Here is a 24,865-nt window from a genome sequence, read left to right as displayed (position 1 = left end):
ATTTAACCTTTGTTCTTAGACGAAGAAAGTAAATTGCCCAAAACAGCCACAAGGCGTTTTTGCGTAGCATTTTCAACAGCTTTTAAACTCGCTATCAGTTGACCTCTACATCTCATAATCTCCTCATAGTTGGATTTCTGTTCCTCGAGTTTCGCTTTTACTTCTTCCAAATCAGCATAAGTCATCTCAAGAATATCTGATACTTCTTTCTGATTTTCTTTGGCTATTCGTCTAAGATGTACCATAACATCTGTATATTTATTTTCGATATCTCGGATCAGTAATTTTTGATAGTTCTTTGCTAGTTCCTCATTCACTATTAAACGAATTTTGTCTATGTTTGTTTGCTCTTTAAGCATAGGAATATAAGACTTTATATTTGCAAAATCTATCACTTTCATAGCCAATGCGAACTGAAAAAGAGGAGTCGGATCAATAGAGCCGGATTTCTCAAAATCTCTGCAAAGATTATAAATATATGCAGCAGAATAGAGAATATTCTTTTCTGCCATTTCTTTTGTATCAAAGAATCCTTTCCCTACGATTCTACTTTGTAACCAAGCTTTCTGCTCTATCCAGTCCTCTAAAGGATGGTTCAATTTATCCCAATGAGTTGCAATAATATGAACCTTATTTTTATTATGAGAAGAAAATGAAAAGACTGATGAAATCGTTTCTATCTCATCTTTTTGAACTTTTTGTGCATCTACACACACAAATACGGCGTTGGCTTTTCGAATATATTGCTTTGTAATCTCAGAGCGATATGCAACCGGATCTGATAATCCGGGGGTATCCACAAATACTACTTGCTTAGGAAAATTTTCAGGTAAGGTAGAGATTCCAACTTCAATTTCTTTTACAAAATAATGTTCTGCAGACTTAGACGAAGACCACTTGCTTAAATACTCTTTGATGCAACTATTCTCCATTTCCTGTTCAATGGCCGGATGATCAAGATACTGATCTTTGATGGAATCCGCATCCAGATCTTGATATTCTTTCATAAAAGCATCTGCCGCAGAAGTTCTTGAATTCCATAATTTCTGCCATTCCTGTTTGGAATAAAACTCAACTCTTACATAGTCTTTTGCACTACTTCTAAATTTAGTTAAGGCAGCAGTTTCCGGTGTTACTGCCATAGATGCATAGTTGTTTCCTAATAGTGCATTAATCAAAGTAGATTTTCCTGTTTTTATAGTTCCTACAAAGGCTATCTGAAATTCCGCCTTCGTACACAGTTCCAGAAAATCCTGCATTTTACCTTCTACACCTTCGTCTCCATGCATTTCCGGAAGTCTCATAATCGCACGATATCTTTCCACTTTTTGGGCATATAAATCCACCGTATCATTCCAAAGTATACGACTATGAGGTGTATGCTCTATATTCTCTAATATACGTGCAATTTTTAATTCTTCTTCCTCGTAGATAATTTCATTTGGAAACATAGAACTATCTAACATAGCTCCACATTCTTTGCAAAAATATCTTGTAGAAACATTTTCTTTACTACATTTTGGACACTTAAGCTTTTTACTCATCTTTATCTCCCAGTTTAATACCCTTATACCATTTCATAACATCCTCATTGTCATCCATCGGATCGGAAACAATCGCTACTGCCTCATTGAGACTTATAGAATCGCCCTTCCGTACAAGATAATGAATTTCACCCTTAAACTTAGATTTGACAATTCCAGGTTTATTATAATCCTCCAAATCGAATTCAATAATGGGTTGCCCTTTTTTAATTACTTCTCCATCCGTTTTACATAATGTACATTTATATTTCTTTTGGGGATGAATCGTAGCGGATAAACCGAAACGTGAGCTGGGCAGATATGCAATAGACTTTGTGTCAAAATAAATAATTGATCTTTGATCTTTAAGCTTTGCTTCAGTTTTTTCTATTTTGCAAGTAGCTGATATAAATTGCTTCTCTAACGTTTCTAATTCACTCTTTATATTAGAATATTTGTTATTCAACACACTAAGCTCATCTGCTTTCTCTGTTATTTCCTGTTTTTGCTTTTCAGTTTCTTCGATATATTTTTTCTCTAAGGCTTTATATTTTCTTTCATCAGAGATTAAATTCTGGCAATTAAAACTAAATGCCACAGAAAAACTTTCCGGTTCTATTCTTAATTCCTCACCATCCCCAGCACTTTCATAGCTTACTGTGAGTTCATCATCCACTTTAAAGCAAAATCTCTCTCCCATACAAAAGATACCAATCTTTCTATTGGCTTTGACTGGGTAATTCTTTAAAACATAAATTGGTATTATAGTTTTTGCGTCGATTATGTTGACACTACAAGCATCTTTTATATGCCCAAAAAGTTCTGAAATCAAAGGAGAATATTTCGATACCATTACAATTTTTACATTAAGTTGAATATCATTAAATTTATTAATGTTATAATAGCCCAAAATTTTTGTACAAAACTCTAAGACATTCTCTATAGAGCAAACTTCTTCGAAGTCGTTGCCATCTAAGCTAATTCTATCTAATTCTCCATTGGGATTTATATCTATTGCAATCCACTTCGTCGTAGAAGTACAAATCAAAAGATTATATTCCATATTTCCTCCTAGCTTAAAAAATTCATTAGCATATCATCCTTCAAGGCATACGATACTAAGCTGAATTCTTCTTTGTATAAATTACCATCGCGAAGGAAATAGGATTTGCCATCAAAATGAATTCCGTATTTTTGAATATATAGTTTTTGATCCCTACTTAAATTTATCATTGCTGTCTTTATGAGGCTGTCAATGCTGATTATTTCTTTTATATTTTGATTTAGTGCTTTGGTCATTACCTCTGAAATAAAAGTATTCTCATTATTGATTACAACAAAATCCACCTCGGCAATAGTATCCAAATTATATTCTTCAACTATTATAGTACAAAGTCGATCCACATTATCATTAACACTATGTAAGCTGTATTCAAACTGAGGATTTCCCCCAAGATATACTCTTTCATATGAATTTCCATTTTTTTCAAAAAACGATAAATAGTCTTTTTTTATGATGATATAAAAAGTCTGCAACTCTACTCCTATCTCTACATCCTTGTGTGTAGGAAAACATTTCTACAGCTCAGCAATATAAGTTTAGTCTTAATACTGCTGAGCTGTATATATACTTTACTGTCTTAATTCCATAACGTTCTTAAACGCTTCTTTATCACTGATGCCGGGATTGGTGTTTTTCTCAATTTCAACAAGAGTATCAACAGCCCCTTGAATCTTTGTACTATTTTTTTCTGTACCATCGACATAATTCAAAATATCAGTAATGCTTTGCCCATCCGTTTTAATAACTTTTGCCAGCTCTCCCATTTTTGCTTCTGTAAAGAAATTCTGATTGTGACCAATCATATTAATAAATTCCCCCATAGGAAAATCTTGATATTTCGCAATCATAACTCCTATGGTTAACTCCACGCCTTTCCGAATTTTATCGTCTTCCTTATTTAATTTTGATTGTTCCGGGTCCAGTTTATAGTCTTCTACAGCCTTAAGATATTCCTCATAGCAATCAAAATCATCAGGTTTTAAGTCACTTTGCATCGCCTTATCCCCTAAATCCTCCACATCTGTTTCCGGTTCTATGAGCCCCAGTTCTTTTCCAAGCTCTATTAAAGTAGCTGCTAAACCCTTTAAACCTTGAAGAGCTAATCCGCCTACTGCCAGTCCTTTCATAACCCCTGCCACTGCTGAAGTGAAAGCTTCAATAACTCCTGAAAAAAATCCCATTGTCTAATTCCTCCTTTAACTTAAATAAAAACAACACTGCTTATGTTCATAAATATCATCATCATTAAAATCAGTTTTAAAAAATACTTTAGAAAAGAAATCCACTAATACGCTTAATCGTTTTTCTTCATTTTCTGAATCTGCAATTGCCTTACCGGAAATTCTTTCATATCTGGAAATCAACTTTTCCCATAATTTTTCTTCCGCTATAACATATTGTTTGGCAATAGCCTGAAATCTTACTTTAAACTTCTGATATTTCTCCTGATCCATAGATAACTTCCTAAGCATAGGAACGATTTCTGAAAATAGAGGCATTAATCCTCCTAGTTCCAAAAATTGGTAATGTCCTCCTAAATACTCCTTTTTCTCCAAAAATCGAGCTCTGACTTCTTCGTTATCTATCTGTTCCTCATTGGTATTGCTCACCTGTTTGATATGCACATGTACCGGCTTATCCGTATGCTCCGAAAAAACAATTGCATTTCCCACTGTCAATGCGGACAAATATTCCTTCTGCTTATCATCCATAAGCATGGTGTCACCAACTGCTTCTTTATCATCCTTAGCCAAAATTTTATGGATAATTTTGGTATTGGTATTCTTTAAAACCTCCGGAGCCAGCTTATTGGGAATCTGATCAACAACGATAAGCCCTTCCCCATACTTTCTTACTTCTGCCAGCAAATCCGTAAATGTTTCTACAGCTGTTTTCTTTGAACCGCTGTCTCCATACTCTACTTTTGCCAGTAATCTATGAGCCTCTTCTATCAGCGTTATATGCTGATAATTCGGATTTTCCCGATGTTCATTCTTAATAACAGCTGATAACCGTGCTAGGATAAATCCCATAAATAAAGATTTATCCTCCGGAGACTTTAACTCCTCCATTTCCAAAATGACATTGTGATGTGCAATAAATCGAAAATCTATGGAATGCTCACAATTTAACATATTCCCCTTGGAACCTACGGTCAGATTCGAAAGTCTGCTGACCAAAGATCCAATATAATCTCCCTGCATCTGAGCACTAAAGTGCTTACTTTCAACAACTTCCTTCATAACATGTAGTAAATCGGATAGTATGGGAAAACTATTCACTTCAGGATCAAATGCTTGATCTCCATAAATTTCATTTTCATTGGTATCAATATTCCAGCCTTTTTTTTGATAAATCTTATAAATAGCCTCTTCCAAAAGCTGCGGCATAGAGGCTTCCATAGGAAAGGCAGAAGTAAAGGTAGCCTTAATCATATCCACATGGGCAGAGATTACCTCTCCCTTGATTAGTTCAAATGGATTGATTCTAAAGGGAGCCACCATTTCATTCCCCAAGGTAAATACTGTAACATCCTGATCTTTTCTGATCAAAGTTCTATATTCTGTTTTTGCCGGTTCAATAACCAAAAAGGGAACATTCGCTTCAGAAAGCAAGCGATGGCAAGTTGTCGTCTTCCCGCTTCCGGTAACTCCTGCAATAAAAGTATGTTTGGCTAAACTATCTTTAGAGAGAAGAAATGGAACTTTTTCCAAATCTCTTCCTTTTTGTACCATTACCCCCAGAGAGATAGCAGAATCCTTCTCTATAGCTTTTTCATTTAATCCAAAACCAATCGTTTCTTTAAGCGAAAGCCCTGGCACTTCCTTTTGAGGAAGTCCTGCAATCAGGCTGATTTCTCCTGTGGTCAGATAAGAGTTTAGGCCAAGTACATCCCCATAGAAAGGCCTTCCCAATAGGAGTAGCTGATCATCGGAATCGCCTCCTCTCTCTAAATACTGATTTTGAAAGGTAGATAAAATAGACTTATTTTCCGGCTTTTCCAGATCAATGCTTTGTGCACATAGTGGGCTGTAAGCAGAATTCCCTCCTTGAAATAAAGACATGATTCCCACCTTGAGTCTATTGGCATGTGTTGGTTCTTTTGCCATATAATATACAGAAGTTTTAAACAAACCTTTGCTATAGCCCGTATTCAGACGATCCGCTAAACTTTCGTCAATATATTTCATCAAGTCTTCCGCGTGTTTATTGGCAATTTCTCTGGTAATAGAGGCGGATAAGCCTCGATTCATATTCAGCCCTTGGTTCTCCCCCTTCTGTTCACTTTGACTTGTTCCTTCAGAGTTTGAATCACTTGAATTTGTCCCGTTTGACCAAGTTTCCCCATTATTACTTTTCGACTTTCCTTGAGAATGACTAAATCCCCAGTTTTTTCCATCTGTAGTGGATTTATTTGTTCCAAAGGACAGGGTAATTCCATCATTTATACCTGCCTGAATAGTTTTTTTTGAATATACTGAAAGTCTATTATACAGTTCATAGGCTTTTTCACGAACATGGTGAATCTCCTCCTTAGAAACCGGTTCACAGACAATCACCAATCTCCACTCCAGTCCCAACATACTGTTTACTAATCTATCAATGCCTTGGAAATCATATTCTTCCCCATTCTCTTTTTTATTAATGGAAGGGATTCCTAAGATTACACCGGCATTTTTATAATTCTGCACACTAGACTCTCCGAGCTTATCCAGTTCCTGCCCTGTCATCTTTTCAAGAGTACTGCCATTGAAATTCCCTTCAAAAACATTGGCAACAATTTCTCCATAGTTGACTGCAGATAACTTTTTTCCAAGAACCGGCTGATTTTCATTCTTGTTCTGTACTACTCCGATGCACAGTTCTATTCCCTCTTCCGTCCCTGTCAGAATATAAACAAAATTAAAGGCTTCATTATTCATGGATAATAAAACATTTTCAAAAGCTTCTCTTCTTGGATAGTCTTCATCAAAAGCCAATTGCTTTACTTTGTAAAAACACTTTTCATTATTACGCAATACGCCATTGATTGGAAAATCAAGCCTAGCAACAGAATGAATTGTTGCATCATTCTTGATTTGAAGCTGATCATACAAGTCTAAAATCTCATTGGATTGAACAATACTTATCTCACTTTTCTCACTCACACAGGTTCCTCCGCATCTCTTTATTGTACTGAAATTGAAACTTACTATAGCTTTTCAAGATTTCTTTTTAAAAAAAGCTTATACAATGATTCTAAGCAACTTGTTAGACATATTTTGTCATTTATCTTGGTTTTTTTCTCTTCTTTACAGAGTAGGACTTATTTTTTCAGAAAACGGTTGATACAACTATACTATCTTGAATCTTCATACTTATCTTCATTTAATCGCATCAATGTTAATTATTTTTTAATTCTATCATCGCAAAATACACTTAGCAATAAAAATTCTTTCTATCTTTCTTCGTCAAATTAGATAATTTCCATAAAGTAATACTATCTCTTCCCTGCTACAGTCTTCGCTAATACGAAATCAAAAAGAGGCGGCAAATACCGCCTCAAAATATCTCATCTCCCTAATAAAGGGGCAACATTAATCAAGCTCATGATATCTTGATAACTCTATCAGTTCCTTCTCATTCACACTGGCTCCCAAGCAGCCAATTTCCTGTACACAAGCACTTCCCATGACATTTCCATAGCTAATACATTTTGAAATGCTTTCTCCTTTCACCAAGCCATAAAGAAATCCGCTTAAAAATGCATCCCCTGCACCTGTAGAATCCACTGCTTTTTCCACCGGAATAGTATGTATCAGCCGAGAACTTTTGTCTATTCTATTAAAATGGTAGCAACCATCCCGATCTAATTTTATCGTAACATCTTCGAAGAAATCACTAAGTACTTTAGCCGCTTCTTCTATAGTGGATTTTCCGGTTATTTTCAATGCCTCTTTTCTATTGGGAAGATAATAATCCGCTAACCTAAGGTAATCCTGATACTGCTCCAAGGACATATTATCATCCCAACCACTATCCAGGACTAAGGTACAACCAATTTCTTTTAACTTCTTGTATACATCAAATAGCCCAAAATGCATAGTTACGATTTTTGCATCCTTTAAATATTCAAAAATCTGTGCTTGCAATCTTTTGTCAAATTCTACTTCTTCCCTATAGGACATAAAGGTTCTATCTCTTTCTGTCACCATGGAAGTGGTAATACATATAGGATTTTTCTCTCCATGATAAAGATTGGTATAGTTCACGCCATATTGTTTGAATTGCTCTTCAACATAGCGGGAAAACATATTTTTTCCAAGAAAAGTAGCAAATTTAGAAGGAACGCCTAAACGATGTAAATTAATGATGGTAGCAGGAACTCCACCACCTAAACAAAGCCGAAAATCATTCGAAAAGACTTCTTCTCCCTCTTCCGGAAGACGTCCTATTCCGGTATAAATCATATCCAAATTGGAAACTCCAACACCTGCCACAAAGCTCATTAGTGCCACCCTCCAATATAGTCCTGATTAAGATCAATGTATCTATTCACAAGCTTTTTAGCATAAGAATAGGAGTTTACCAGTGGATGCACCATTAGTGCATCTATCGCAGCAGAGATGCTTCGATTTCTTATCGCATAGGATGCCAGTCTCTCATATTCTTTCACTTGTCGAATCAAGGTCATAGAAATCGGATCAGGATTAACCTTATGTGTCAAGATATTCCCCTTATGAATAGTGCATGTAAGCTCCACAACATCATCATCCCGCAATCCCGGAATAGCTCCCTCATTTGGCGCACAGAGAATCATTTCTTTATCCTGCTGTTCACCTACAGCCTCTATATACCGAAGCGCTACCCCGGCATATCCCCCTTCATCCGGAGAGTAAATATCAAAATGGTATTCTGACTCTTCTCTCTTTACACCTGTTTCATTTGACATATAGGCCAATTCTCTTTTACCATACCATTTTTCAAAAACTTTCAGGCAAGCTTCAAAGTCTTGATCCACATCCATTTTTTCCAGTTCCTGAAGCATCTGTTCGTTGATATCTCTGATTACCTCTCCTCTGGTAATTCCTGCTCTGAGAATATTCTCTACCGCTTCCTCTCTGTAATAAAAATAATACAAATATTCATTTAACACGCAGGAGAAGTGATTTACAAGGTCCGGTTTAAAAACTCGCATATCCGTTTTTTTATAGATATCCGGATTCTTAAGGAGCTCCGGTAAGATCTCCTTTCCATCCAATTTTATACTATTAAAGTAGGAAAGATGATTTAAGCCGTAGCAGTCTCCTGTAATACTATCCGGGCTCACATCATATAATTTAGCAAAAGATCTCAACAAGCCACTGGGAGCATCACAGATGCCAAAAGTAAAATCATAGCCCAAATCCCTTAAAGTCTGAGATACCACCCCTGCCGGATTCGTAAAATTAAATATCTTAACCTCCGGAGAAGCTATTTTTCTCGCCAGTTCACAATACTCCTGTAAGGCAGGGATAGAGCGCATGGCAAAGGACAATCCTGCTGCTCCGGTTGTCTCCTGCCCTAAGATTCCTAGAGATAAAGCTTCTCTCTCATCACGAACTCGCATCTCATCACCACCAACTCGTATAGTAGTGATCATGTAATCTGCATCTTTAATGGCAAGTTCCGGATTGCTTGTGATTTCAAATTCTATGTCCGGGTCAATTAACTTGGCAATCTTAGCAGACATTTTCCCAAAGATATTGAGCTTTCTGGAATCGTTATCCATGAAAACTATGTGCTTAATCCCTAATCTTTTTGCCTGCTGCATAAGGCTTTTTGCCAAAAAGATGGATCTGACTCCCCCACCGCCTATAACCGCTATTTTCATGACAAAACTCCTTCCTTTGCAAACCATTACATATCTGTTTCATTCATCTTAAATATTTTATTGATAAAGAATACACAGAGAACTCCGGTGATGATTAATACAACGCCCATCATATTGGCATAACCATAATTACTTTCTTTCAGACTTGTTTTATACAAATATAGCGGCAAGTTTAAAGTTAAATCTCCCGGGCCTCCATTTGTCGTCAAGAAAATTAACTCAAATTCTCTTAGCATACTTGTAGCCGCAATAATTACCGCTGTCCCAAGGACCGGACGAATCAAAGGCAATCTAATGCTAATGTCCATAACAAAATCAGATGCACCGTCAATCTTTGCCGCCTCATAAATATCCTCAGGAATAGAAAACAGCCCTGCAAGAACGATAATAACAATCATCCCTGAATAGAGTAACCACATGCTTGTTACCGTAAAAAAGGCACTATTCGGATCAAAAAACCAGTTTTTCGTAATTGGCTTACCTAGTATTGATGACAAAAAAGAATTCACCAGTCCATATTTTGCATTAAAAACATTTAAAAAGATAACCGCTAATGCCGCAGAGGAGATTACATTGGGAATCATAAAAATGGTTCTAAAAATCTTCCATCCACGAAAACGCTTGGCTAATATCAATGCTAAAACTGTCCCTATGAAAACATGAAAAATACCTTGCAAAATAGTCCAAATCACTGTGTTAAAGATAGATTGAAGCATCCTTGGATCTGCTGTAAATCCAAGCAGATAGTTCTTGAGCCCTACCGGATGAAATACACCACCGGATTTCCATTCAAAAAAGGAAGTTATAAACACGATGAGCATAGGAACAAGATACAACATCATAAATAGTATCATTGTCGGTAGAGAAAAAAGTATAATCATCCATTTCTTGTTCCTTGATTGCATAGTATTCCTCACATTCCTATTGCCGGAAACAGTCTTAGCATCATCAATTAACTTATCATTTTACTGATTCTTCTGAGCCGCTTCCGATAATTTTTTTGCAAATTCTTCAGCCGTAATCTGGTTTTGAGCCAACAACGGATATTCTACACTCACTTCATCCACTACATTGGCAAACCATAAAGACTGAAAGTCATTGATATGTCTCTTTGCTGTATTCGCTAAATGAATTGTTTCCTGAACTAATGGATACACATTAGTAGCCACTTCCTTCTTTAAACAAGGAATCTCACCGGTAATTTCCACATTAGCTTTTTGACTGTCTTCATTGGTCATAAATTTTACAAAAGTAGCTGCTGCCTTTCTTTTTTCTTCCGTCTTAGCTGCTACATTAAAGCCAATCTTTCCGGCATCATACATAAGATCTCCGGGAAAAGCAGCTACGCCAATCTTGTCTGCAAAGCCCTCTTCCACCTTATCCGTGTCATAAAAATCCCCCACCATCCAAGGTCCATTCGCTATGATAGCAGTTTGCTCCGTAAAGAAATTTCCGGCTGCGTTTTCATAAGCACCGCCAATGGCATCTGTAGAAGTATACTCGTTAAACATCTTTTGAATATCGGAAACCGCATTTACAAAATATTCTTGATTATAATCCTTGGGAAGGCTGGTATTCATGAACTTTTCCCCTTCCTCTGTCTGTCCAACTATGGCACCAAGCATAAGAGAAGTTACCCATCCGGAATCTGCCGTATCCATAGATAAAGGAGTAATTCCGGCAGCCTTTAATTTATCGCAATTTTGGAAAAACTCTTCCCAAGTACTTGCAGGCTTTTCTATACCGGCCTTTTTAAACAAATCTTTATTATAAAAATAGCCTATAACCTGTTTGGAAATGGGAGCACCGTAAATCTTTCCATCACGGGAATTGACTTCCCAGCATTTTTCATCAATGGAATTTTTCCACTCTTCATCGATGTAAGGTGTTAAATCCACAAATTTATCCTGCATCGTATCAATTAAATTATAGCCTCCTGCCGCAATCACATCCGGCAACGCATCCGAACTATATAAGACTTTCATCTTATCTACATAAGCCTGATCTCCGGCAATTTCCTCAACATTCACTTTGATTTCACTGCCATATTCCTTATTGAAAGCGTCCAGTCTATTATGAAACCATTCCTTAGACGAACTCACTCCAACCCAGGATGTGGCAAAGGTGATTTCTACTTGGCCTTCTTTGCTTGCCTCTTGCCCCTTAGCTTCGGTGCCGGATGCTTCTTTTGAAGAAGGAGAGCAAGCTGTCAGCCCCCCAAAACATACCACTCCTGCTAATAGCATAGACAATGACTTCCTAACTACTTTTTTCATAATTTCTCCTTCCTTAACCTTTTATTGCTCCGGTGACCATACTTTGCGTCACTTGTTCTTGTAAGATGATGTAAATAATAATGCTGGGAAGAATCACCATCGTAAGGGCTGCAAAAAGAGCCGTGTAGTTAAACGAAAACTGCGTAGTAAAATAATTTAGCGCTAAGGGTAATGTTCTTACTTTTTCTGACTTTGTCAAAACCAGGGCAAACATAAATTCATTCCATGACATTAAAAACTGTAGAACAGCAACGGTAGACAGTCCCGACTTAGCCAACGGAAGTACGATTACAAAAAATGTTTTCATATATCCACAGCCATCAATATATGCCGCCTCTTCCAATTCCTTGGGAATACTTTGAAAGTAACTTCGAATAACAAAGAAGGACGTTGGTAATCCCAAGGCAGTATGAACCAAAATCAATCCGATAATCGTATCAAACAGATGAATACTCACCATGATCCTATAAATCGGCATAAGGAGTGCAGAGCTTGGAATCAATAGGGAAGAAGAAATCATTAACGCCATAAGGGCTCTTCCTTTAAATTCGAACCTTGCAAATACATATGCAGTCATGGATACAAACAAAAGATTTAATATTGTACTTGCAGTAGCAATGATTAGGCTGTTTCCATAAAACCGAAGTATTGGAGACACCTCCAGCGCAACTTTGTATCCTTTAAAATCAAAGCTCGAAGGAAGCGAAAATGCAGAAAGCATGATTTCTCGATTTGTTTTAAAGGAAGAAAGTAAAATCCATGCCAAAGGAGCAATCGATATTAGAGTGAAAACAGCTAATAAAATAATCTTTATTGTTCTAAAAAGAAGTATTCGTTGGTAGTTCGGCATTTATTTTCTCCTTTCTCTTGGATTCATTTCTTTTATATCTATACCCTTTTATTTTCCGCACATGTGCTCCTCTCTATTATTCTAAAGGGGAACATAATATCTAAAGTTTTATGCTCTGTTTCATTCATAAAAAAATCCAAACACTGTGTAACAAAGGCTTTAATAGGTTGGTGAATCGTAGTCAATGGCGGATTATATTTTTCTGCAAAAGCTATATCATCAAAGCCCAAAACCGAAGTATCCCTTGGAACCTCTAAGTCGTTTGCAATTAATGCTTTAATTGCACCCATTGCCATCTCATCACTAAATGCAAACACTGCGGTAAAATCTTTTTTTGCTTTAAGCATTTTTTCAGTCAAACGATACCCCATTTCATAGGTCATTTTTCCGTAAGCAATAAGTTCCTCTTGACCTTGAAGAGAATACTCTTCTAAGGCTTTCCTACATCCCATTAGTCTTTGAAAAGTAGAGCCCATTTTATTTTCAAAGTCAGAAAGAACCAGTATCTTTTCATGTTTTAACTTGATAAGATATTTCATCCCTTCATAGGCCGCAAGCAAATCATTAACATGTACCGATTCCACCTTATCATTTTGGGAAACACCGCCACACATAATGGTTTTTATGTTTTTTGAATGAATATATTTTAAAATATCCGGGTTAATATTTTCATCTAAATAAATAACACCTTCGATATTCATTTCCGTAATAAAATGCTTATAGTCACTTTCTTCATTGGAATAAGGAATGATAATCAAACGAAACCTGTACCTTGATAGCTGTTCTAAAATTTCTTTTACTACATCTCCATAAAATGATAGCTCTAAATCCGAGAGCAACAGAGCAATAACTCCTCTATCCTTTCTTTTTCTATATTTATGAATATAGCCAAGCTTTTCTGCCGCATTTTCAATTTGATTACTCAGCTCTGTTCCTACTACACTACTTCCTGAATAGTATCTTGAAACAGTAGCCGGAGAAACACCTGCAGCTTTGGCAACGTCTCTAATTGTTGCTGAAATTTCTTTTGGACTATCATTTACCATGCAATAACTTATCTCCACTTTCTAGTGTATTATATGTAAATAATAATTGTAATTTATAGATTTTATTGTATATAGTGTTTAAGTATAGTCAATATCGTTTCATATGTTTCATAATGATTTCAGCTATTTCATTATTTTTCTTTGCATTTTGTTACAATCAACTTAGGCTACGAATGAAAAAGGGAGACCTCACGATCTCCCCTTCTCTATTAGCAACTATCATAGTTACTGATCACCAGACTTTATCGTCTCCCACTTGTCAATTGAGAATCACTAACCTTTATTAAACAAGTTACCAAATATACTAATTGCTATCAATCCTATAATTACGTAGGTTAAATTTCGTCACTTAGACTCTTTCAAGATATATTAATATTGCACGAAGTATAAATCCTTTATTTCTTTCCTTACACTCCCCTCAGCAAAAACGCCATATAGTGCGGCACCGTTAATATCTCCCCTTCTCGTCCCAGATTGTAATCTCCGATTTTAATCGCCTGTTCCACATGATATTTATCTTTATTTTTCAGGATGGTCTTTGTGCTTTTCGTGTTTCCGTTGGAGGCTTTCACCTCTACCAAGGTGGCTTTCCCTTGATAACGAATCACAAAATCCACTTCTAAACCGGTATCTTTATGAAAATAGTAAAGCTTTCTTCCCATTTTCTGAAATATTCCGGCAATTAGGTTTTCAAAAATCGCGCCTTTATAGCTATAAAGATTTCCCTGCAAAATATCGAATTGGGTACCGTCATCCAGCATAGCTACAAACAGGCCTGTATCATTCATATATACTTTGAAAATATCCGTTATAGCATTTCCGGACAAGGGCAATTCCGGAGTCGTCAAGTTATAACAACGGCTGATTATCCCTGCATCCTCTATCCATTGCAGACTGCCAAGATACTGAGAGGCAGTGCTTCCCTTTTTCACAAGAGAATACTGAAATTTTTTATTTTCCTTGCTGAGCTGTTTGGGGATGGAACTAAAACAGTCTCGAATTCTTCCCTTATCCGCCTTTTCAGCATATTTCAACATATCGTCCTGGTAGGAATGAAGGATGTCCCTTTGCATTTGTAAAATCAAATTCATTTGCTTGGAATCCACAAAGTTTTGGACAACATTAGGCATGCCTCCCACAACAATATATTGAAGTAATAGCTCTCGCAGTCTTTGGTGTAAAGCTTCCGGAATTTTTTCTTCCCTTTGCAAATAGCCTTGAAGCATGGTGATTATCTCTTCACTGATCCCATTTGCCCACAAAAACTCTTCAAAGTCCAAGGGATACATTTCCAAGATACTTTCATATCCCACCGGTATGGAAGCCGGTTTTTCTCCATATCCCTTTACGCCCAGCAAAGAACCGGTACACAATACATCATAACGACCATCCAGCTTGAAGAATTTTAAAGCAGTCCTAGCTTCCGGGCATTCTTGAATCTCGTCCAGAATGATAATCGTTTCATTCGCTTCAAAAGAAATATCCGGTCCCAGAAAAACGCTCATCATCATCGTGAGATGATCAACCTCTAAAGCACCGGAAAAAATCTCCTTGTAATTGGGATTTTCAAAGAAATTCAGGTAAATCACATTATTATAATGCTCTTTGGCAAAGGCATTCACAGACCAGGTCTTCCCGCACTGCCTACACCCCTTCAGAATGAGGGGATTTCTCTCCTTACTATTTTTCCAACTTAAAAGTTGCTTTTCAATCTTCCTTTTTAGCATACTCCCCTCCTATAGGACTGGTTTATGCTAATGATAGAAGTAAAAAGCAACTTTTTCAAGGGACTTTTTACAGTTTTCTCAACTTTTTCAAGGGACTTTTTTCTATTTCCTCAACTTTTTCAAGGGACTTTTCTAATAAAGTCTCTATTTTTTCAAGGGACTTTTCCTTTTCCCTTTAGAACATCACATTTTTATTCTTTGAGTACAGCATCAGTCCAATCAAAGAAATGCTGGTCATCAGGCTCAAAATAGTCGCCATTGCTGCCGCAATTCCGTAAGAACCTCTGGAAACATAGGTATAAATCTGAATCGTCAGCGTTGTAGTCCTATAGTTATACAGGATGATACCGGAAGACAGCTCCGTAATAATACTGATCCAGGAAAGCAGGGCTCCGGAAAGAATACCGTTAATCATCATGGGCATGGTTACCGCAAAGAAAGCCTTCATCTTGCTGCTTCCCAGAGAAATCGCTGCCTCCTCTATGGACAGGGGGATTTGCTGTAAAATAGCAATGGAAGAACGTATGGTATAGGAATTCCTTCGAATCACCAAGGCCACAATCATAATGGCAAAGGTTCCCACCAGCACAATTGGCTTTCTGCTAAAGGCAAGTACAAGAGAAATACCCACAACCGATCCGGGAATAACATAAGGAATCATGGACAAGGTATCAATCAACTTGTTGGCAAAATTATTTCTTCTTACCACCAGATAGGCTACCATAATACTTAGGATAATAATCAAAATCAAAGATGTTCCGGCAATAATAAAGGTATTGGGAATGGCATTGTCCAAGAACTTCCAAGCATCAATATAGCTCTGTACGGAAAATTCCTTCAGAAATCTCTTTCCCTTGGTTTTCAGGAAGGAGGTATACATCACATAAACCTGAGGTGCGTAGGCGATAATCACCACAAGATAACAATACAGATGAATCAGTACTCCTTTGATTCCCTTTGCCGGCTTCTTCTCAATAGGATGCAAGGCATTCATGGAAAAAGAAAAACGGCTGTTAATGAACCTTTGAATCAGGAAAATGATAGTGGTAATCACAATGGCAATCACAGCCACCGCCGATGCATAATGCTTATCCGATCCCGTCTCACTCATAAAAGAGTTATAGATTTCCACCGGGAAGGTCTTATATCCTTCACCGATAAATAGAGGGGTTCCAAAATCTGCAAAGGCACGCATAAATACCATTAGGGTTGCGGCAATAATGGAGGGCGCGCAGAGAGGAATTACCAAAGTAAGGAAGCGTTTCCATCCGGAACAGCCCATATTTTCCGAAGCTTCCAAAAGTGTATTGTCAATGTTCTTTAAAGCCGCAGAGAAATACAGGAAAACCAGGGGATATAACTGCATGCACTCTACAATCATAATGCCTCGGAAACCGTAAATGGTGGGAAGCTTAATCCCGAAGAGGTTTTTAAAGAGCTGGGTAACCAAACCGTTTCTTCCCATAAGAAGAATCCAGGAATAAGCACCGATAAAAGGGGCAGACATACCGCAGAGGATAATAAAAATCTGTAAAATCTTTTGTCCCCGAATCTTGTAAAAGCTATGGAAATAGCCTAGGGGAATTCCTACAATCAAAGTAATAATGGTGGCACAAAAGCTCACTGCAAAGGAATGGTAAATGGTTTGCAAGTTATAGCTTTTTGCAAAAAAGCTTTGGAAATTGGCAAAGCCTACGCCGCCTTCCTTTAAAATCATAGAATTTCGAAGGAGGGTGGACAGGGGGTAGATCATAAAAATCAGGTAAACCACCAATATGATCATCGTGATGAAGGTCCAGACTTCCCATTTTTTCTTTGTTTTCATCCGTCTTCTCCTCTCTCTACATCACGCCCTGGAGAATATTTTCACTGCCGCCTTCCAAGAAAACATTGACTTTATGGCTCTTAATCTGCAGCTTTACATTCTTTCCCTTTGGCAAAATAGAGTCAATTTCGGATTCTTTCACCGCCTCCACTTCTTTACCGTTACTTAACTGAATCAGATAGTGGGTATTTAAGCCTAAGAAAATGCTGTCGATAATCGTTCCTTCCATACCCGCCTCTGTTTCTTCCTGAATAATCCACTCCTCCGGTCTTACCGCAAGCTTCACAGGAAGCACTCCATCTTGACAATGCTCTTCCTTCACATTGTTTAAAACAAAGGAATAATCATCACAAACGGAAACCACCATTTGACCGTTTTCCTTTGTCAAGCTTCCTTCCAGCTCATTACTGTGACCGATAAAGTTCGCCACAAAGAGGTTGGCCGGTCTTTGATATAAAGCCTTGGGCGTTCCGATTTGCTGAATCACACCATGGTTAAATACCGCAATTCTATCGGACACAGCCATAGCCTCTTCCTGGTCGTGGGTAACATAAACAGTGGTGATGCCGATACTGTTTTGTAATTGCTTAATAGCGGTACGCATCTCGATTCTTAACTTGGCATCCAGATTGGATAAAGGCTCGTCCATCAAAAGCACATCCGGCTTAATCACCAGCGCTCTTGCCAATGCCACTCTTTGCTGCTGTCCTCCGGAAAGCTTCTCCGGCATACGCTCCGCAAAGTCTTCTATCTGCATCAGCTTCAGAAATTTCTTGACTTCTACCGCTCTTTCTTCCTTGGACACATTTCTATTCTTTAAACCGAACTCCACATTTTTTTCTACGGTCATGTTCGGGAAAATCGCATAGTTTTGGAAAACCATTCCAATATTTCTCTTGGAAGGGTCTAAATCATTAATTCTTCTATCTCCAAAATAAAAATCCCCACCCTCAATGGAGTTAAAGCCTGCAATCATACGAAGCAAAGTGGTTTTTCCGCAACCTGAAGGGCCTAAGAGAGTAAAAAACTCTCCTTCTTTAATGTCTAAGGACAAATCCGGAATAACTACATTGTCCCCGTATTTCTTTACCGCATTTTGAATTCGAATATTCACGCTCATAAAATCTTCCCCTTTATAAAAAGAGCTGTAAAAAATAGAATATTGAAACTATTTTTTACAGCCCCTATTCTAACTCTTTACTTTTTTACCAGCTCCTGCCAACGGTTCTGCCACTCTTCCTTCTTCTCCGCTACCAGCTTAATGTCTTCATAAGCTACTTTAATCTTGGAGAATGGAGGCATAAACTCGGAGGTATTTTCCACAGAGGTCATAACCGGACGAATGGTGGTATCCTTCAGAGCTTCCTGTCCTTCTTCGGAAATCAAGAAGTCGATAAACTTCTTGGCATTTTCTTCGTTCTTAGCACCCTTTACGATAGCCACACCGGCAGGTAACCATACAGCACCTTCAGAAGGATAAACAACTCTTAAATTCTCTGCACCGTCTTCCAGCAAGCTTACACAGGGATCCTCGTAAGAAACCCCCACTGCATACTCCCCATCAGCTGTTCCCTTGTAAATCTGGGAAGAGGAGGAAAGAATGGTGCCATCCAGCTGATCCACAAATTTTGCTACCCAATCCCAAGCGGCATCATCATAAGGTTCTTTACCTTTTACCAAAAGCATATTGGTGAGCTCTGCCCAGGCACTGGAAGAGTTGGTAGGATCACCCATAGCGATGTGTCCCTTTAACTTCGGCTCCAGTAAATCTTCATAGGAATTGAACTTCTCCGCATCCAGTCCCAGCTCTTTAAAAACATCCTTGTTTAAAAGAAGAGCTGCGGAACCGGAAAGCTTTGTATACTCAAAATATCCGTTAGGATTCTGATATTCCTTTGGTAACTTCGCATCATTGGGAGAAACATACTTCTCGTACAAATCCTGTTGTCCCATCCAGAAAGACATATTGATGGCTCCCCAGTTTACGTCTGCCTGTGGGTTATCCTTCTCTGCTTCCAGCCTAGCAAGAACATCTCCGGTTCCCATGGACTGAATGATAACCTTAATGCCGGTCTTCTCCTCAAATAATGGTACTACTGCTGCAATCTCACTATCGGAGTTGGGAGAATATACTACAACTTCTCCGGAGCCCTTCACATCCTCAGCCTTCTCAGCAGAATCAGTTCCCTTTTCTTCCGCTGCCGCCGTTGTTCCTGCCTCAGAGCCCTTCGCCGACTCAGCCTGCTTTGCATTCCCTCCGCATGCCATCAGAGAAAGACCTACCATAAGCGATACTGCTACGGTACATAATTTTTTCTTCATAATAATCCTCCTGTACAAAATGTTTAATTGTATCTGGAATTTTACCATAAAAGCATCAATTTTGCTATAGAATAATGATTTAATGAGAATGTTTTGAGGAAATATTCGATTGTTCTAATTATTGATTCCAACTGATTCAGAGAACTTTTTCACAATAGAAACACTTTTACTTCATGAAAAGAGGGAGGCCATGAGGCCTCCCTTCCTTTATCATCAGCTATCATGGTCGCTGAACACCAAACCTTATCGTCTCTCTCTTTAAAATGGTGGAGAATCACCAAACTTTACAAGTAAGTTACCAAATGTACTAATTGACGTCAATCTTTTATTAACGTAAATTCTACTTCCCAAGTAATATTCTTTCAAGATGTATTATATTACCCACCGCAGTCAAGAAAAATAGACAAGTTCATAAAAATCCTTAGCCGTAAAGTCTGCCACCTCCTGAATCTTCTCCCAATCTTCCCTGTTCGCTTCATCCAGGATTCCGCAAACCTGAAAGCCTGCCTGCTTAGCACTTTTGATAGCATGGAGCACATCTTCAAAAACCAATACATCCTCCGGTTTGGACAAGGAAAGTCGCTCCATCGCCAAAAAATAGATCTTTGCCTCCCGCTTGGAGGTATTAAATTCTTCGCAAAGCAAAAGTCCCTGGAACTCCTCCCATACTTTAAGCCGTTTTAGGGCAACGGTAGCCAAAGAAGCATCTCCTGCTGTTGCAAGGATGCAGGGAATTCCACGCTCCTTCAGAAATTGTAAATATTCTTCGACTCCTGCTTTCAAGACTACCTCATCACAATAAGCCTTTGCTATCATCTCCTGAAGCTGTTCTCGAATTCTTTCTTCCGAAATAGCCAGAGAATATTCCTTCTTTATATAATGAATTCCCTCTGCAAAGGGCATAGTGGAAATCCTCTGGCTAAGCCCCTCTGTCTCCTCTTCAGTAAAGCCCAATTTCTGAAGATAACGCTCTCCTAAATTATTCCATAGAGGCATAGAATCCAGAAGGGTTCCGTCTATATCAAATATTACTCCCTTAATCAAAATCCACCACCTCCTCTTACACATTTTCCTTATGGGCTTAATTGATATAGGCTCTTCCATAATAGTAATTCATATTCTGCACATCTCTGAAAAATATTACAAAGCTTCTCTGTATTTTCCACATCTTGACTTTCATTCTCAGATCTTACCGCTTCCCATTCTCTATTCAAGCTGTCTATCCACAGTTGATTGGCCTCTACATACTCTTTTGCTGAATAGGCGTCAAACCATGCTTTATACGGAGATGTTTGTATTGTGCCTCCATACTTTTTCGTCATTTTTCGCCCTATATACGCATAGCTCCAGGAGCACTGAAGCAATGCCGTAAGACCGGCCAAAAATCCCTCCTCCTTAACTTGTTTATGGATATAAGAAGTATAGTCACAGACTGCCCGGCAAGCTTTAGTCTTTTTTATCGCCTCATCCCCTATGCCCAGCCTCTTCATTTCCGGAACATGCACCAGAAAGCACTCCTTCTCCGTAACAGAAATAATCTCCTCCATAAAACGCTGCATTGCAGGATTTTTCGAAAGAGATCGTAATTCTTTAAGAATTTTAATATACTCCAGAAGATAGAAATAGTCCTGTAGCATATAGTTACCGAAGAGACTCTGATCCAGAGTTCCTTCCGCCATTTCTATCAAAAAAGGCTCTTCCATAGAGGAAAGCCAGAGACTTTCTGTCTTCTTATAGAGAAGTTCCGATAGTTTCACCATACTTCACCTTCTTCTCTCTATTTCATCCTATTTCAGCTTTATTTTTCCGCAATAATGGCTACATATCCACCGCTTTGATAGCCCTCGACTACTTCCTCCGGCTCATCATTGGTATACATAGGATTTTTCAAAAGGGTCTGGTAGAAGGAAAAGTTTTGAATACCCAGGCTTTTCAAAACATTAATTTTCTCTTCCGTGGTATGCCATACTCCCGCGGAGACCAGGCCAAGAGGATAGGGTAGCTCCGGCATGGTACCCTTCAAGTATTCATGCTCATAGCTATTTACACTCTTTGCCAGAAGATACATAAAGCCAAAGGCGCTCTCCTTGGGAACATCCAAAAGAATTAATTTTCCCCCCTTCTTTAAAGCTTTCAGGCATTTTCCGTAAGCAGGACTTAAATTCTCTATATAACTGGAGCTTCCGTTAAAATAAATTATATCATAGCTTTCCTCCTTTAGTTCCACGTCCTCAATCAGGCCATACTGAAGAATCTTCACTCCCCGCTTCTCCGCAATCTTCCCCATATCTTCTGACGGTTCAACACCTTCAATATTGGAACTGTCTATGTAACTCTCAAAAAGTCCGCTTCCGCATCCCACGGACAGTAGCTTCTTCCCCTGAATGTCCCCTAGAGCCTTTTCAAAAAGTCTTAATTCACTGGTAAATAGTTTTTCGTTCTTCATAAACCACTCGTCATAAAGATTGGCAAATCCGTCAAATTTTTGTTTTCTTGCCTTTTCCATTTCTATACTCTCCTTTTCATTTTTACATTTCACTTGAAATATCATTCTGAAAATATTGTTCTAAAAATACTGTTTTAAAAATACCTTTCTGAAAATTTCTTTCTGAAAATATCAGCGAAAGCCGGATACCCACTCCATAGTGAAATCCCCAAGCTCCTCTATAAAATTTTGAAATTATGGGCCAAGGGACCTGAACCCTTCCCTAAATTCAGCATAGCCGCCAACGCAGCGGAAAGATAGGCCTTAGCCTTCTCTATAGCCTCTTCCAATTCCATTCCCTTGGCAAGATTGGAAGCAATGGCGCTGGACAGGGTGCAACCGGTACCATGGGTATTGGGATTTTGGATTCTCTTCCCTTCAAACCAGATTTCTTTTTTTTCCCCTGCCTTAAACAACACATCATTGGCATCATTAATGCTGTGCCCTCCCTTTACCAGCGCAGAACATCCGTATTTTTCTGAAAGGCTGCAAGCGGCCTGCACCATCGCATCTGCATCTTTAATCCCGGTATCCGTCAGGATTTCCGCCTCCGGAATATTTGGAGTAATAACCGTTGCCAAAGGAAGAAGCTTTCTTTTTAAGGCATCAAGAGCCTCATCCTCTATAAGACGCGCACCGCTGGTTGCCACCATCACCGGATCCACAACAATATTCTTTGCCCCATAGAATTTCAGTTTTTCCGCGATTACCTCAATCAGTGCCGTTGAGGAGACCATTCCAATCTTTACCGCATCCGGAAAAATGTCTTCAAAGACAGCATCCAACTGCTGCCCCAGAAAATCCGGACTTATTTCTACAATTCCTCTCACACCGCAGGTGTTCTGTGCCGTTAAGGCAGTAATGGCGGTCATGGCGTAAACGCCGTTCATGGTCATAGTTTTGATATCTGCCTGTATACCGGCACCACCACTGGAATCACTTCCCGCAATACTTAATGCTGTTCTCATTTGCCTACCTTCTTTCTTTTAAGAGCACTTTTCTGCTCCGGCTTTTTTCTGATTATTTGATGCTCTGGCTATTTCCTGATTATTTGATGCTCTAACTTTCTTCCTGCCAACGGGAAGCTTTAATCTCCTATCCTTCCTTTTCCGGAAATAGCATTTTCAGGCACTGCTTCCGTAAATCCGCTGTAGCCTTCTCTATATCCGGCTTTGCAAAAATCGCAGAAATCACGGCTATTCCTGCAATCCCGCTCCCCTTTAATTCCATCACATTCTCTCTGCTGATGCCGCCGATAGCCACCACCGGAAGGTCCACCGCCTCACAAATCGCTTTTAGAGTTTCCAAACTCACATCCACCGCATCTTTTTTGGATCCTGTGGGGAACACTGCCCCCACTCCCAGATAGTCTGCCCCTCTTTCCTTGGCAAGAATGGCTTCCTCCACGGTCTGTACCGATACCCCCAGGATTTTCTCTTCTCCCAGCTTTTCCCGAACCCTTCCCGCTTCCATGTCCTTCTGACCCACATGAACACCGTCCGCATCCGCTTCTATAGCCAATTCCACCTCATCATCCAAAACAAAGGGAACTCCATAGCTTCTGCAAAGCTTTCCTATTTCCAAGGCTTCCTGAAGATAGGCATCATGGTCTAGAGCCATGTCTTCCTTTTCCCGTAATTGGACAAAGCTTGCGCCACCCTTAAGGGCAGACTCCACATCTTCTTTTAAGCTTCTTCCCTTAAGCCAATGTCGGTCCGTCACCGCATACAGCAAGAGGGAGTCTTTATCGAATTTCATACTTTGCTCCTTTTTCCAGCTCCTCCCCTGTCATCAGGCTGATGGCGTCTATAATGCGATTCCGATAAGTGGCATTTCCTTCCCCTTCCAGTAAGCGGCCTTTCCCGATTTCTCCGGCAAGCCCCATAGCGCAGGTGGCTGCTGCAACTGCTTCCAAGGCATTCTCCGGATTTGCCGCTAGAAATGCGCTAATCAATCCGGAGAGCTGGCAACCTGTACCGGTAATCCTACTCATTTCTTGGCAACCATTCCGAATAACATAAGCCTTTTCCCCATCCGTCACCAGATCGATTGCCCCTGTAATGGCAAGGATAGTACCAAAACTTTGTGCATATTTTTTCGCAAAGAATAGCATCTTTTGAAGATTTTCCTCTCTCACCACATCCACAGCATCCGCATCCACGCCCTTTGTGGATTGGCTTCCCAATGCCAAAGCTTTCACTTCGGAGACATTTCCCCGAATCACATCAAAATGCACTTCCTTCATTAAGGAAAGGGCTGTTTTCGTCCTAAGAGCGGAAGCTCCGGCTCCCACAGGATCCAAGAGAATTTTATGTTGAAGAGCATTGGCTTTCTTTCCTGCCAAATGCATGGCCTCTATAGTTCTTTGGTTCAGGGTTCCGATATTGATGTTTAGCCCCTCGCATAAGGAAGTAATCTCTTCCACCTCTTCCCTATCATCCGCCATAATCGGACTGGCACCTATGGCCAGGATTACATTTGCCACATCATTTACCGTTACATAATTTGTAATATTATGCACCAATGGGGCTTTCCTTCTGACATTTTCCAAACATTCCTTCACTTTTTAGCTCCTTTCTTTCTGTAAACTTCTTTGCCGGCTTCTTAATGGACGAGACCTTATATTTCCTGATAGGCAAGACCTCCTATTTCCTGACATATGAGGTCTCACACACTTTAGGAGAGAAATATAAGCAGAATAAAGTGGAACGAGATACCGCACACTACGCGAGCGACACTTGTTAAGAATAAAAAACGCCATCCCCAAAAAGGATAGCGTAGAATTCATGGTCTCATGAGATGCAGAATGAAGAATCATAAGTACCTGTCCCTTAGCGGACTATTTCCCTACGTTGGCATTATCCAAATCAGGTTATGGGTCAGGATTGTTCAATC

General features: G+C 39.0%; 21 protein-coding genes. All 21 read right to left on the bottom strand.

Translation table 11 applies throughout. From position 1 onward, the window contains the following. Positions 1–2 precede the first annotated feature (2 nt). Entirely contained in the window at positions 3–1,544 is a 1,542-nt protein-coding gene (locus RDQ32_RS03625) for a dynamin family protein (protein ID WP_308579158.1), read from the bottom strand. Continuing rightward, the gene (locus tag RDQ32_RS03620; RefSeq protein WP_308579157.1) at positions 1,537–2,586 is read right to left on the bottom strand and encodes a hypothetical protein; all 1,050 of its coding nucleotides are present in this window, start codon (positions 2,584–2,586) and stop codon (positions 1,537–1,539) included. Before RDQ32_RS03620 ends, RDQ32_RS03625 begins: the two co-directional genes overlap by 8 nt. An 8-nt stretch (positions 2,587–2,594) precedes the next feature. Beyond that, positions 2,595–3,059, bottom strand: coding sequence for a hypothetical protein (locus RDQ32_RS03615; protein WP_308579156.1), 465 nt, complete (start codon positions 3,057–3,059; stop codon positions 2,595–2,597). A 96-nt stretch (positions 3,060–3,155) separates the two neighbouring features. Beyond that, entirely contained in the window at positions 3,156–3,767 is a 612-nt protein-coding gene (locus RDQ32_RS03610) for a hypothetical protein (protein WP_308579155.1), read from the bottom strand. A gap of 15 nt (positions 3,768–3,782) precedes the next feature. Beyond that, positions 3,783–6,734 (bottom strand): DUF87 domain-containing protein, encoded by a 2,952-nt coding sequence (locus RDQ32_RS03605; RefSeq protein WP_308579154.1) that lies wholly within the window; start codon positions 6,732–6,734, stop codon positions 3,783–3,785. Between the two features lie 429 nt (positions 6,735–7,163). Beyond that, on the bottom strand, positions 7,164–8,075 hold the full coding sequence (locus RDQ32_RS03600) for a carbohydrate kinase family protein (RefSeq protein WP_308579153.1): 912 nt from the start codon (positions 8,073–8,075) through the stop codon (positions 7,164–7,166). Then, complete coding sequence (locus RDQ32_RS03595; protein WP_308579152.1) at positions 8,075–9,439, bottom strand: 6-phospho-beta-glucosidase; 1,365 nt, start codon at positions 9,437–9,439, stop codon at positions 8,075–8,077. The genes RDQ32_RS03600 and RDQ32_RS03595 overlap by 1 nt, the downstream gene beginning before the upstream one ends. 26 nt (positions 9,440–9,465) lie before the next feature. Next, positions 9,466–10,344: a sugar ABC transporter permease gene (locus tag RDQ32_RS03590; RefSeq protein ID WP_308579151.1), complete on the bottom strand. Its 879-nt coding sequence runs from the start codon at positions 10,342–10,344 to the stop codon at positions 9,466–9,468. Between the two features lie 60 nt (positions 10,345–10,404). Then, positions 10,405–11,715: an extracellular solute-binding protein gene (locus RDQ32_RS03585; RefSeq protein WP_308579150.1), complete on the bottom strand. Its 1,311-nt coding sequence runs from the start codon at positions 11,713–11,715 to the stop codon at positions 10,405–10,407. Between the two features lie 13 nt (positions 11,716–11,728). Continuing rightward, the gene (locus RDQ32_RS03580) at positions 11,729–12,565 is read right to left on the bottom strand and encodes a carbohydrate ABC transporter permease (RefSeq protein ID WP_308579148.1); all 837 of its coding nucleotides are present in this window, start codon (positions 12,563–12,565) and stop codon (positions 11,729–11,731) included. Between the two features lie 38 nt (positions 12,566–12,603). Next, positions 12,604–13,611 carry a LacI family DNA-binding transcriptional regulator gene (locus RDQ32_RS03575; protein ID WP_308579146.1) on the bottom strand — a complete coding sequence of 336 codons (1,008 nt, stop codon included), beginning with the start codon at positions 13,609–13,611 and terminating at the stop codon, positions 12,604–12,606. 407 nt (positions 13,612–14,018) lie between these two features. After that, a complete protein-coding gene (locus tag RDQ32_RS03570; RefSeq protein ID WP_308579145.1) occupies positions 14,019–15,338 on the bottom strand; it encodes an ATP-binding protein in 1,320 nt (439 codons plus the stop codon). A 175-nt stretch (positions 15,339–15,513) separates the two neighbouring features. Continuing rightward, positions 15,514–17,163, bottom strand: coding sequence for an iron ABC transporter permease (locus RDQ32_RS03565; RefSeq protein ID WP_308579144.1), 1,650 nt, complete (start codon positions 17,161–17,163; stop codon positions 15,514–15,516). Between the two features lie 16 nt (positions 17,164–17,179). Further along, positions 17,180–18,283, bottom strand: coding sequence for an ABC transporter ATP-binding protein (locus tag RDQ32_RS03560; RefSeq protein ID WP_308579143.1), 1,104 nt, complete (start codon positions 18,281–18,283; stop codon positions 17,180–17,182). 77 nt (positions 18,284–18,360) lie between these two features. After that, positions 18,361–19,485: an extracellular solute-binding protein gene (locus tag RDQ32_RS03555; protein WP_308579142.1), complete on the bottom strand. Its 1,125-nt coding sequence runs from the start codon at positions 19,483–19,485 to the stop codon at positions 18,361–18,363. 390 nt (positions 19,486–19,875) lie between these two features. After that, positions 19,876–20,529: an HAD family phosphatase gene (locus RDQ32_RS03550; protein ID WP_308579141.1), complete on the bottom strand. Its 654-nt coding sequence runs from the start codon at positions 20,527–20,529 to the stop codon at positions 19,876–19,878. A gap of 29 nt (positions 20,530–20,558) precedes the next feature. Beyond that, a complete protein-coding gene (locus RDQ32_RS03545) occupies positions 20,559–21,245 on the bottom strand; it encodes a hypothetical protein (protein WP_308579140.1) in 687 nt (228 codons plus the stop codon). A 38-nt stretch (positions 21,246–21,283) separates the two neighbouring features. Continuing rightward, the gene (locus RDQ32_RS03540) at positions 21,284–21,991 is read right to left on the bottom strand and encodes a class I SAM-dependent methyltransferase (protein ID WP_308579138.1); all 708 of its coding nucleotides are present in this window, start codon (positions 21,989–21,991) and stop codon (positions 21,284–21,286) included. Between the two features lie 158 nt (positions 21,992–22,149). Next, on the bottom strand, positions 22,150–22,938 hold the full coding sequence (gene thiD, locus RDQ32_RS03535) for a bifunctional hydroxymethylpyrimidine kinase/phosphomethylpyrimidine kinase (protein WP_308579137.1): 789 nt from the start codon (positions 22,936–22,938) through the stop codon (positions 22,150–22,152). A gap of 127 nt (positions 22,939–23,065) precedes the next feature. After that, the gene (gene thiE, locus RDQ32_RS03530) at positions 23,066–23,728 is read right to left on the bottom strand and encodes a thiamine phosphate synthase (RefSeq protein ID WP_308579136.1); all 663 of its coding nucleotides are present in this window, start codon (positions 23,726–23,728) and stop codon (positions 23,066–23,068) included. After that, positions 23,715–24,533, bottom strand: coding sequence for a hydroxyethylthiazole kinase (gene thiM, locus RDQ32_RS03525; protein WP_007156933.1), 819 nt, complete (start codon positions 24,531–24,533; stop codon positions 23,715–23,717). Before thiM ends, thiE begins: the two co-directional genes overlap by 14 nt. Between the last annotated feature and the right edge of the window lie 332 nt (positions 24,534–24,865).

It is taken from the genome of uncultured Oribacterium sp. (assembly GCF_902481605.1).
Classification (GTDB): Bacteria; Bacillota; Clostridia; order Lachnospirales; family Lachnospiraceae; genus Oribacterium; species Oribacterium sinus.
This window is presented reverse-complemented; position numbering and strand designations above follow the sequence as displayed.

What these genes read in the sequence shown, in the direction of transcription:
- thiD (WP_308579137.1), bottom strand. Translation starts at nt 22,938, where the DNA reads ATGAGAACAGCATTAAGTATTGCGGGAAGTGATTCCAGTGGTGGTGCC.
- RDQ32_RS03575 (WP_308579146.1), bottom strand. Translation starts at nt 13,611, where the DNA reads ATGGTAAATGATAGTCCAAAAGAAATTTCAGCAACAATTAGAGACGTT.
- RDQ32_RS03620 (WP_308579157.1), bottom strand. Translation starts at nt 2,586, where the DNA reads ATGGAATATAATCTTTTGATTTGTACTTCTACGACGAAGTGGATTGCA.
- RDQ32_RS03540 (WP_308579138.1), bottom strand. Translation starts at nt 21,991, where the DNA reads ATGGAAAAGGCAAGAAAACAAAAATTTGACGGATTTGCCAATCTTTAT.
- RDQ32_RS03555 (WP_308579142.1), bottom strand. Translation starts at nt 19,485, where the DNA reads ATGAAGAAAAAATTATGTACCGTAGCAGTATCGCTTATGGTAGGTCTT.
- RDQ32_RS03580 (WP_308579148.1), bottom strand. Translation starts at nt 12,565, where the DNA reads ATGCCGAACTACCAACGAATACTTCTTTTTAGAACAATAAAGATTATT.
- RDQ32_RS03595 (WP_308579152.1), bottom strand. Translation starts at nt 9,439, where the DNA reads ATGAAAATAGCGGTTATAGGCGGTGGGGGAGTCAGATCCATCTTTTTG.
- RDQ32_RS03545 (WP_308579140.1), bottom strand. Translation starts at nt 21,245, where the DNA reads ATGGTGAAACTATCGGAACTTCTCTATAAGAAGACAGAAAGTCTCTGG.
- RDQ32_RS03560 (WP_308579143.1), bottom strand. Translation starts at nt 18,283, where the DNA reads ATGAGCGTGAATATTCGAATTCAAAATGCGGTAAAGAAATACGGGGAC.
- RDQ32_RS03585 (WP_308579150.1), bottom strand. Translation starts at nt 11,715, where the DNA reads ATGAAAAAAGTAGTTAGGAAGTCATTGTCTATGCTATTAGCAGGAGTG.
- RDQ32_RS03610 (WP_308579155.1), bottom strand. Translation starts at nt 3,767, where the DNA reads ATGGGATTTTTTTCAGGAGTTATTGAAGCTTTCACTTCAGCAGTGGCA.
- RDQ32_RS03625 (WP_308579158.1), bottom strand. Translation starts at nt 1,544, where the DNA reads ATGAGTAAAAAGCTTAAGTGTCCAAAATGTAGTAAAGAAAATGTTTCT.
- thiE (WP_308579136.1), bottom strand. Translation starts at nt 23,728, where the DNA reads ATGAAATTCGATAAAGACTCCCTCTTGCTGTATGCGGTGACGGACCGA.
- RDQ32_RS03600 (WP_308579153.1), bottom strand. Translation starts at nt 8,075, where the DNA reads ATGAGCTTTGTGGCAGGTGTTGGAGTTTCCAATTTGGATATGATTTAT.
- RDQ32_RS03590 (WP_308579151.1), bottom strand. Translation starts at nt 10,344, where the DNA reads ATGCAATCAAGGAACAAGAAATGGATGATTATACTTTTTTCTCTACCG.
- RDQ32_RS03565 (WP_308579144.1), bottom strand. Translation starts at nt 17,163, where the DNA reads ATGAAAACAAAGAAAAAATGGGAAGTCTGGACCTTCATCACGATGATC.
- RDQ32_RS03570 (WP_308579145.1), bottom strand. Translation starts at nt 15,338, where the DNA reads ATGCTAAAAAGGAAGATTGAAAAGCAACTTTTAAGTTGGAAAAATAGT.